This window comes from Hoeflea sp. (genome assembly GCF_984452065.1).
This window is the reverse complement of the sequence record NZ_CFHWAF010000162.1, coordinates 1-9,238: the sequence shown is the minus strand read 5'-3', so window position 1 is coordinate 9,238 and position 9,238 is coordinate 1. Positions and strand designations below refer to the sequence as shown.

7 protein-coding genes are annotated in these 9,238 nt (G+C 62.0%); 1 reads left to right on the top strand and 6 read right to left on the bottom strand.

Features of this window, described 5'->3' with window-relative positions; all coding sequences use genetic code 11:
- Both AC5E6N_RS21345 and putA read right to left on the bottom strand, forming a co-directional pair.
- Positions 1–256: hypothetical protein (locus AC5E6N_RS21345; RefSeq protein ID WP_491749705.1), on the bottom strand; the 256-nt coding region annotated here is incomplete at its 3' end.
- Between the two features lie 704 nt (positions 257–960).
- A complete protein-coding gene (gene putA / locus AC5E6N_RS21340; RefSeq protein ID WP_491749704.1) occupies positions 961–4,068 on the bottom strand; it encodes a bifunctional proline dehydrogenase/L-glutamate gamma-semialdehyde dehydrogenase PutA in 3,108 nt (1,035 codons plus the stop codon).
- Positions 4,069–4,180: 112 nt separating this feature from the next.
- Here putA and AC5E6N_RS21335 point away from each other — a divergent pair, with 112 nt between their 5' ends.
- Entirely contained in the window at positions 4,181–4,642 is a 462-nt protein-coding gene (locus tag AC5E6N_RS21335) for an Lrp/AsnC ligand binding domain-containing protein (RefSeq protein ID WP_491749703.1), read from the top strand.
- Positions 4,643–4,649: 7 nt separating this feature from the next.
- Here AC5E6N_RS21335 and AC5E6N_RS21330 read toward each other — a convergent pair whose 3' ends face one another.
- From AC5E6N_RS21330 to AC5E6N_RS21315, 4 genes are all read right to left on the bottom strand, one after another.
- Positions 4,650–5,774 carry a DUF2333 family protein gene (locus tag AC5E6N_RS21330; RefSeq protein WP_491749702.1) on the bottom strand — a complete coding sequence of 375 codons (1,125 nt, stop codon included), beginning with the start codon at positions 5,772–5,774 and terminating at the stop codon, positions 4,650–4,652.
- On the bottom strand, positions 5,767–7,068 hold the full coding sequence (locus tag AC5E6N_RS21325) for a DUF6638 family protein (protein ID WP_491749701.1): 1,302 nt from the start codon (positions 7,066–7,068) through the stop codon (positions 5,767–5,769). The genes AC5E6N_RS21330 and AC5E6N_RS21325 overlap by 8 nt, the downstream gene beginning before the upstream one ends.
- The gene (locus AC5E6N_RS21320) at positions 7,068–8,984 is read right to left on the bottom strand and encodes an AAA family ATPase (protein WP_491749700.1); all 1,917 of its coding nucleotides are present in this window, start codon (positions 8,982–8,984) and stop codon (positions 7,068–7,070) included. The genes AC5E6N_RS21325 and AC5E6N_RS21320 overlap by 1 nt, the downstream gene beginning before the upstream one ends.
- A gap of 3 nt (positions 8,985–8,987) precedes the next feature.
- Positions 8,988–9,238: hypothetical protein (locus AC5E6N_RS21315; RefSeq protein WP_491749699.1), on the bottom strand; the 251-nt coding region annotated here is incomplete at its 5' end.

Genomic DNA, 9,238 nt, shown 5'->3' with positions numbered 1-9,238 from the left:
TGGCACCGAAGGTCTCGATACCCCTCTCAACAGTGCCGGAGTTGGTAACACCCGAGTTGGAGCCCTCCGTCGAGATGAAGCCTTCAACAGTGCCGGAATTGGTAATGTCGGAGTTGGCACCGAAGGTCTCGATACCCCTCTCAACAGTGCCGGAGTTGGTAACACCCGAATTGGAGCCCTCCGTCGAGATGAAGCCTTCGACAGTCCCCTCGTTGGTAATACCCGAGTGGGAGCCCTCCGTCGAGACACTGCCCACAACAGTGCCGGTATTGACGCAGGCAGTGGGATTGTTTCCGGCAACACAGGCAGTCTGCGCTTGCGCTTCCAGGGTGGCGCTAAAAAGTGTTGCTGAGAGGGTGGTTCCGACCGCAAGGCTAAGGATCAACCTCGTGCGGTTGATGGTATTCCTTGGTTTTGATGCCAGATGGTTCAAGACGGAAACGTCAAAGCCACCCCGAACCTGAGCGCGACTGCTTGAAATCGGATTACATCCATCAGCTTGGACACGGCTTGCGACCATCGCCGATGTGTTGTGGACGGGCGTTTGTACCCGTTTAAAGTGAGACGTTACATTTTTCATACGCCCAAGGTCGGTGACATGGCGAGCGGACTCCAATATCGAAATTCTATTTTTCAATATCCAGTAACTATGGGATCTGCAGTGCCGATCTGCACGGCGCCTCCGGATCTGAGACAGTTGGCTAAGGTGGTTCGACATGCTCGAGTGCGAGTTGCTTGATCGGCGTAAGTTCCAGACCAAGGCGGAGGCCGGTAAGGCCATCTTCGGGTTCATCGAAGGCTGGTACAGTCCTGGCCAGCGTCACTCAGCGCTCGGCTACATGTCCCCCATCAACTTGGAAAGGAGCCTTCATGCACAGCAAGCGGGACCGGTCTTGCGGGCTCATGGTTGCCCGGCAACGGGGCGCGAGCCACCGGGTCGCAGACCCGGCGAGTGGAACGTCAATCGTCGCCGATCGCCATGAGGCTCGCATTGCCGCCGGCGGCCGCCGTGTTGACGGACACCACCTGTTCCTGAGCGTAGCGGTAGAGATAGGCCGGTCCGCCCGCCTTGAACCCCGTGCCGGAGAGCCCGGAACCGCCGAATGGCTGCGTTCCGACCACGGCGCCGATCGTGTTGCGGTTCACATAGACATTGCCGGTGTCCAGGCGGTCGGTCACCTTGGCGATGCGCGATTCAATGCGGGTATGAACGCCAAGCGTCAGACCATAGCCGCTCGCATCGATATCATCGAGAACGCGGTCGAGCGTCCCGACGGGCCACCGCACGACATGCAGCACGGGCCCGAACACCTCCTCACGCAGCGCGGACGCCTTGTCCAGTTCCACGATATGCGGCGCGAAGAAGGTTCCCCGCTCCGGCGTATTGCCGGAAAACCGCACCGTCTGCGTCCGCTTCATCGCCTCGATATGCGCGGCAAGCATGGATCGCTGGCCCTCATCGATAATCGGACCGACATCGGTGTCGGGATTCTGCGGCGGGCCGAGATGCAACTCGCTGGTCGCGCCCTCGATCATCGTCAGGATACGGTCGGCGACATCGTCCTGAAGGAAGAGGATACGCAAGGCCGAGCAGCGCTGGCCCGCGGAACGGAACGCCGACATGATCACATCGTCGGTGACCTGCTCCGGCAGAGCCGTGGCATCGACGATCATGGCGTTGAGCCCGCCGGTTTCGGCCACCAGCGGAACGATGGGACCGTCCTTGGCGGCCAGCGTGCGGTTGATGGCGCACGCCGTCGCCGTCGATCCGGTGAAGGCGACGCCATCGATCCCGGGATGGGAAACAAGGCCCGCGCCCGTTTCACCGCCGCCCGGCAGATAAATCAGCACGTCCTCCGGCACCCCGCAATCATGCAGCAGCCGGATCGCTTCATAGGCGACAAGCGGCGTCTGTTCCGCCGGTTTGGCGATCACCGCATTGCCTGCCGCAAGTGCAGCCGTCACTTGGCCGAGAAAGATCGCCAGCGGGAAGTTCCACGGGCTGATGCACGCGAAGACGCCGCGCCCGCGCCAGCCATAGCGGTTCTCCTCGCCCGTCGGCCCCGGCATGAGCCGCGGCTCACCGAACAGCGCCTGCGCCTGCTGCCCGTAGTAGCGGCAGAAATCCGCCGCTTCCCGTATTTCGGCAATGCCGTCGTCCAGCGTCTTGCCGGCCTCGAGCGAAAGCAGCGCCATGAACCGGTCGCGCTCGGCTTCAAGCCGGTCACCGGCGCGTTGCAGCACCGCGCCGCGCTCGCCGGCGGGAAGCCGCGACCAGCGTGCAAACCCTTTCCGCGCGGCTTTCATGGCGGCCTCGATATCATCCGGCCGCGCCTCGCAGACCGTTCCGACGACCCGGTCGGGTTCAGCCGGCGCGTGGACATCGACACTGCCGCCATGCACCTTGACGCCTGGTATGAGCGGTCGCGCCGCCACGCTTGTGTCCGCAGCGGCCATGCCGCCGCACAATTGCCGCAGCTCCGCGCGGCAGCCGAACTCGAGCCCGGCGCTGTTAGCCCGGTCGCCGTAGATATTGCGCGGCAGCGGAATATCGCCATGCCGGGCGCTCCTGCCCTCGCCGGTTCCAAGCTGGTCGAGCGGCCGCGCCAGCAAGTCGCCAATCGGAACGCTGGCATCGCCGGCAACGGCGACGAAGGACGAGTTGGCGCCGTTTTCCAGAAGCCGGCGCACCAGATAGGCAAGCAGATCCCGGTAGCCGCCGACCGGCGCGTAAATCCGGCACGGCACAGGTATGTTGTTTTCCGCAACCGCGTCGTAGAGCGATTCTCCCATGCCGTGGAGCCGCTGGAACTCGAAACCGCTGCGGTCTTCGCCGGCCATCTGAAGGATCATGGCGACGGTCAGCGCATTGTGGGTGGCGAACTGCGCATAGACCCGCTCGCGCATACCAAGCATCTGCCGCGCACAGGCGAGATAGGAGACATCCGTCGCCGCCTTGCGCGTATAGACCGGGTAATCGTCCAGCCCGCGCTCCTGGGCGAGTTTGATTTCCGTGTCCCAGTAAGCGCCCTTGACCAGCCGCACCATCATGCGGCGCCCCGTCTGCCGGCACAGCGCATCGACATAATCCAGCACCTGCGGGGCGCGCTTCTGATAGGCCTGAACGGCAAGCCCGAAACCGTCCCACCCCTCCAGCGACGGATCGCAGAACACCTGCGCCATCACCTCGAGCGACAATTCAAGCCGGTCGGCCTCCTCGGCATCGATGGTGAAGTTGAGATCGTGCGCCTTGGCGCTCTGCGCAAGTTTCAGCACGCTTGGCACGAGTTCCTTCATCACCCGGTCGCGATGGGTGGCGTGATAGCGCGGATGCAGCGCGGACAGTTTGACGGAAATGCCCATCCGGTCGGGCAGCGTCGTCTTGCCGGCAGCCTTGCCGATGGCTTCGATGGCATCGGCATAGGACTGCCGGTAGCGCTCGGCATCGGCCGCGGTGCGGGCGCCCTCGCCCAGCATGTCGAAGGAATGGCGAAAACCGCGCTCCTCGGATTTCGCCGCACGGCCGAGAGCGACCGTGATGGTCTCGCCAAGGACAAAATGGTGCCCCAGAAACCGCATGGCCTGCCTGGTCGCCGTGCGCACCGTCGGCAGGCCGAGCCGCTTGACCAGCCCCTGCAGCAGGGATTCGGGCGTCTCGCCCGGCCTGATGACCCGAGCCGTCATTCCGAGCGCCCATGCGGATGCTGCCACAAACCACGTATCGCCCTGCCCGTCCTGCGCGCTCCAGTTTCCTTCTTTCAGCTTGTCTTCGATCAGCTTGTCCTGGGTGCCGGCATCGGGAACGCGCAACAGCGCCTCCGCGAGCACCATCATCGCCAGCCCCTCGGGCGTGGAGAGCCCGTATTCACGCAGGAAATCCTCGACACCGCCGATGGAACCGGAGCGGTCGCGAATGGCCTTTATATAACGCGTCGCCCGCCGGTCGATCCCGGCATCCTGCTCATCGCCGAGCTGCAGCTGTTCGGCAAAGCGCGCAAGCAGAACATCGTCATCATCGGCATAGGGCGCCTGGAATTGAGGCACGGCCTTGGACAGCGGAGCATTCATGACGTCTCTCCCGTGTTTTTCCCATTCTAGCTCGACTTCAAAAGCGATGCTCTCTATATTCAATATAAGTGTTGGTGATTATCACTATCAAATATAAATACTTTAGAGAAAAATGAAATCAATCGATCAAACGGACCGCAAAATACTCAGGCTGCTTCAGCGACAGGGCAGGTTGTCGAACCTGGAACTGGCCGAAAAGGTTCATCTTTCGCCGACGGCGACAGCCGAACGGGTCAAACGGCTTGTCCGGGAGGGCTTCGTCGAAGGTTACTCGGCCCGCCTGTCGCCGGAAAAGCTCGGGCGCGGCCTTCTGGTCTTCGTGGAGGTCAAGCTCGACCGCACGACGGACGATGTCTTCGAAGCCTTCGCCGACGCCGTCAAGCGCTCCGACGATGTCATGGAATGCCACATGGTGGCCGGCGGCTTCGACTATCTCGTCAAGGCGCGCGTCGGCGGCATGGCCGCGTACCGCGCCTTCCTTTCCGAGGTCATCCTGCCCCTGCCCGGCATTAGGGAAACCCACACCTATGCGGTGATGGAAGAGGTCAAATCGTCGTCTTTCCTGCCGGTTTGAAAACCGGTCAGCGGTCCAGAATCGAGCGCACTTCAACGAGGTTAGAACGCACCCGCAGCAGATAAAAACCGACCGTCGTCAGGTGCGAGGGCATAATCCAGCCATCCTCCCTGCCGTTGGAGACGATCACCGGATCGAGATTGAGCGTCTTGCGCAACTGCTCTTCCATCGTCGTCCACACATCCTCCAACTGCCGGCTTCTGATGACATCGCCAAAATCGACATGGGCTGCCTTCAGGATACCGTAATAGGCATAGAGCTGGCCGTAGGTGAACCAGAACTGATTGTCGGCGCGCGTATCGAACCATCCCGCATTGCTGGCGTCCGAGCGGTCGCGGAGCGCCGCCGAGGTCGAGCCGATATCCTTGGCGATACGGTCGACGAAGCCGATCAGATTGTCGGCGCGCGCATCGAACACGGCATCGCACGATTCCAGCCTGTCATTGAAGGCGCGAAGCCTGTCGCGCCCGTCCCGGAACGCCGCCGGCGTCGGCGTGATCGGTCCGAACGGCGAGAGGCTGAAATACCAGGTATGCTGGTCGTACTGGATGCGGCCGCGGGCCCGGTCGAGATCGGCGTCCACCGCCGAGGTGCCGCGCACCCGTCCGAGCGTGTCGACCAGCTCAATGGCCGTGCGCTGAACCGCCTGATGAACGCCGCGCTGGAACGACGCCTTGTTGTCCAGATAGGGTGTTGAATCCCAGGGCAGGCCGAAGAAACCCGCCTTGTAGAGCAGCGTCGACGAGATCCAGGCATTCCGATCGACGTTGAAATCGATGAGATCCGCCGTCACATCCACGATCACGGACCGTGAGCAGGTGCGCGTCGTCGCGCTGCTGTTTTCGATCGACGGCTGATCGCCGGCCCTTATTCCGGGCTCTTCGAGACTGTAGGCGGCAACGTAGTCCGGGTTGAAATCGCGGATCCACAGGGTCCGCCAGATGAAGACCGCATAAAGCAGGACAAGTCCGAGGACCGCGGCTCCGACGACCGCCTTCAGAATGAAGCCCTTGCTGCGGTACCAGCGCCCGGCAGCCATGAACGGCCACAGGATCCAGGCGATCACGACACCGATGCCGTGGCCGATCATGGTGAATACCCGCTCGAAAAACGCAATGATCGGGTCAAACATCGCTTCTGTCCTCTTCCAAACCGTAAAGGCGGGCGCGGAACGCCCTCTTGTTCCGCAGATAGGTATCCGTCAGCGTCTTGACGACATGATCCTTGTAGCTGTCGGGATAGTTTTCATAGGCGGCGTAGAAACCCTGCTTGTCGAAGACAAACCGGGACACGAAATCCGCCGGGACGAGCACGCTGATCAACCGGTTGACGAGCCAGCGGTCGGCGTGATCCGTCCGCGCCCGCACCAGCAGGAAACGGTGCGTCGCATCGGCTTCTTCCAGCGGGTAATCGCCGTCGGCGGCGATCCTGCGGCCGGCCGCCTGCAGGAACGGATAGATGCCGTCCTGCGCCACCGCCTTGGCATGGCGGTGTATCCAGGTCTGCAGCCAGATCGCGTCCATCCGGTCAAACCGGGCTTCGGCATCGTTCCTGCGGATCAGATCGTGCAGGATCATCTGCGTCCTGTGCTCCAGATATCCGGATTTGTCGATCCAGGACGCACGCGGCAGTTCGATGCGGCCGGTGCGCTGGAGGAACTCGAAAATGCGTTCGTGATCGTCAAGCGCGATATAGCTGACCTGCCAGGGCCGCGAGCGCCGGAAGCCGGGCGCGGCCGGATCGCAGATGACCGTCGTGTTCCTGCCGTCGAGGAACACGAATATGCCGCCGAAATGGCCGGACCAGAAGGCTTCGTGACGAAACAGGATCTTGTCCGGCACCAGCATGTTCTTGCGGATGTCGCCGGTCTGCTGCGCGAGTTCCACCATGCGCCCGATCATCGCGTCGTCGCGCCACGCCTCGGGCACCGTCAGCAGCCGGTCCGACAGCGTGCGCAGTTCCTCGGCCTTTGCGAGCATGTCGTTGGCGGCAAGGACATTGAACCGCACCTCCTGGATCGACAGCAGATCCTCGACATCCTCAACCGCGACGATATCCTCCTCGATCTCGCCATAGAGCACGTCGCGGATCGTCACCGCGTGAATGGCGCGGCGGTTGGCGTCGAAGAAACCGTGCATGAGCGCCGCCGTATTGGAAAACGCCGTGTGCACCACCGGCAGACCTTCCTGCGCCGGCGACAGAATGATGAAACGCCGGTTGACGGCGTTCGGGTCGAGGTAATGCGGATCGCCGAGTTCCTCCGCCACTTCCGGCGAGTAGCCGCTCATGTCGATCCGGAAGCGGTCAAGCCGCGTTTGCGGCAGCCCGAAAGCCTTCAGCGCCCTGTTATAGCGCTCCACCAGATGCGGCTCGCCGATATCGAGAAGCCGCCCGTGGATCAGATCGTGCTCGGCCAAACGCTGCATCAGTTCTCCCAATGCCCGTCGCGTTTCATCGCTTCGATCTCGCGCACGGCCTTCTCGCGCTGCCGTTCGCGGCGAATAATGTCCTTGACCGCCGCGTCGTCCGATTTGTCCGTGTAGCGGAACTCCGAATCCCCGTACCGGTTGATTTCCTGCAGAACCATGTCGATCGAGAACGGCCCGCGCAGATCCTCGATCATGGCTTTTTTCTCGTCATAGCCCTTGTGCATGAAAGCGTCCGGCGTCTCGAACCATTCGTCCGGCAGATCGATATCCATGGCCCGCATCTTGATGGCGTCGGTAATGTTCTTGATCGCCCGGCCCGTAAAACGCGGTTCGGCCTGCTTGATCCGGTAAAGATATTCGCCGACATCCGCCATGGTTTTGATGGCGCCGCGCTCCTTGCGGTACGCCTCCCAGACCGCAAGAAGACCGTCTTCCTTCGGCTCGTCATGGCCAGCATAGGATGTGGTCACCGCGCTCTTGATTTCCTGACCGGCATAAAGATCGTGCGCACCGAGCGGGATGTCATGATTGCGCCCGGCAAGCAGCACGAAGATATCGATATAGTCCTCGCGGCTTTGCGGCCCGTCGACCAGCCAGCGCGCGCCGGCGCGCTGGCGCAACGCATCGTCGACATTTTCCGGATAGTTGGAGAACATGCCGAAGGCGCAATTGCCGCGCACCACGGTCGATGCGCCGGCAAAACTCTCCATCAGCACCGCCGTCACCTCGTGTTGGCCGGCCGACGCGCGGTCGTCCGACCGTTTGGCCGCCACCTGATCGATATCGTCGATCGTGCCGAAGCCGATGGCGCGCGGACTGACGACATTGTCGATGAAGGCCTTGCAGTTCTGGCCGGACTTGCCCTGATAGGACGAGATCTGATCGACGCCGAAGTTCTCGTAATGGAACGGATAACCGGCAATCTTGCAGTAATCGTCGATCAGTCCGGCAATCATCTGGATGAGGATCGTCTTTCCGGTTCCCGGCATGCCGTCGCCGATGAAGGTGAACAGGAAGCCGCCCAGTTCGACAAACGGGTTCATCTGCCGCTCGAAATCGTAGGCGACCAGCATCTTCGCCAGCTTCATCGCCTGATATTTGGCGATATGGTTGCCGATGATTTCCTCGGGCTGCTTGAAGCTCATCGACAAGGGCTTGCGACGCTCCCCGGGAGCGACGTCGAAGCCGTCGAGTGTAAAATCGTCCTGCTCGATGCGGATATGCACCTCGGCAAAATCGGCAAGTCCGGAAAAACGCGACCGCCGCTGCAGGAGACCTTCAATCGCCGAGCGCGCGAAGGCTCTCGCCCGGGCCGTCAGCGCCTCATCGTCACGCGCATCGGCAAGGGCCGCATCAAGCCCGGCCAGCATGGATTTCAAAGCGTCCTGCGGCGTATCGAAGAGGAAGTCGGGCTCGTCCACATCGTTGACCGGCTCGGCCTCGCTGCCGATGAGCTGCAGAAGATAGGCGGCGAATGAAAACGCCGCGACATAGGCCGATGCCGAAAGCAGCGCCTTGAACTCGGCTGCCGCCTCGCCCGACAGGGGCGCAGCCGCGTTTTTTGCCTGCAGCGTCTCCAGGGCGCTCTGTTTGGCGAAACTGTCCGCCAGCGCCAGTGCGACGGCAAGCCCGCGCCGGACCCTGAACAGCACCATGTGCTGGGCAATCGACAGCATCGGATCGTCGGGGCGCATGCCGGCAACGGTCTTGGTCAGTTCCACCTCACGCGTGCGCTTGACAGATCCTGTCGAAACCGTCGACACGAACCGGCGGCCCGTGCCTGCAAGCCCCGTCCCCGACCGTCCGCTTCCGCGCTCCAGAACAACCATCCGCGTGATCATGCCCTGCGCCGTCGAAAGGTGCCGGGCAATATCTTCCTCGTGGATCGTGGTCAGTCCCGCATTCTGGCTCATCGGTTAGAGCGTATCCTGTTGAAATGGAGTCATTTGACCGTGGCGATTTTGGTTTCTGACAAGGCGGGTTGCGTGCGGTGGTGCTATCCCACCACAAGCGCGAGCCAACGCAGTCAGAGGACAAAATCGCCCGGCCCGTTCAATTTTGTTTTCCAATAGCTTCTTCCTCTCAAGGGTGGGGAAAATCGGCCCATCGGCAGTGTTGCGCCTTACCTGTTTGTTCAGCGCCAAAGGCTGTGTGATGGTGCCTTGGT

Excerpts from the sequence above, each read along its gene's own strand:
- putA (WP_491749704.1), bottom strand. The coding sequence starts at position 4,068 with ATGAATGCTCCGCTGTCCAAGGCCGTGCCTCAATTCCAGGCGCCCTAT.
- AC5E6N_RS21335 (WP_491749703.1), top strand. The coding sequence starts at position 4,181 with ATGAAATCAATCGATCAAACGGACCGCAAAATACTCAGGCTGCTTCAG.
- AC5E6N_RS21325 (WP_491749701.1), bottom strand. The coding sequence starts at position 7,068 with ATGCAGCGTTTGGCCGAGCACGATCTGATCCACGGGCGGCTTCTCGAT.
- AC5E6N_RS21330 (WP_491749702.1), bottom strand. The coding sequence starts at position 5,774 with ATGTTTGACCCGATCATTGCGTTTTTCGAGCGGGTATTCACCATGATC.
- AC5E6N_RS21320 (WP_491749700.1), bottom strand. The coding sequence starts at position 8,984 with ATGAGCCAGAATGCGGGACTGACCACGATCCACGAGGAAGATATTGCC.